This is a genomic window from Rhodococcus sp. P4_F3_2 (assembly GCF_056401335.1).
The window spans coordinates 1-372 of sequence record NZ_JBFUJN010000291.1 but is presented as its reverse complement, the minus strand read 5'-3'; the positions used below and the strand labels follow the sequence as shown (position 1 = coordinate 372).

The 372-nt window shown below is 35.5% G+C and carries 1 protein-coding gene; it reads right to left on the bottom strand.

Features of this window, described 5'->3' with window-relative positions:
• Positions 1–372 (bottom strand): COG4705 family protein (locus tag AC1DWA_RS33795; protein ID WP_477917918.1); only part of this gene is annotated, 372 nt, incomplete at both ends.

Genomic DNA, 372 nt, shown 5'->3' with positions numbered 1-372 from the left:
AGTCCAGACGTATCAGACAAAAAATCTCCTAAAGCTGTACCTAATGTGTTTGAGAAAAGAATTGCAATCCAATAAAGTACTTCAGCCTTACGGTTTCTAATATAATTGATATTCAATGAGCGCTCGCTAAAATACCAGTATGCAAATATCAACAACAATATAGTGATTAATATCATTGAGCCTTTTGCGTAACCTAATGCTAGTGTACGATCCATAAAATCTGACATTGTTGTGCCAGCTACGCTAGTTGAAAGAATAACAGTCCAATAAAGGGCTGGAATATACCTATTAGAGCTCAGTTGAGCTATAAGTGTAATTAAAAATATGCTGAAAAAGATCAGCGTACTAACTCCATATCCAACCCCTAATGTC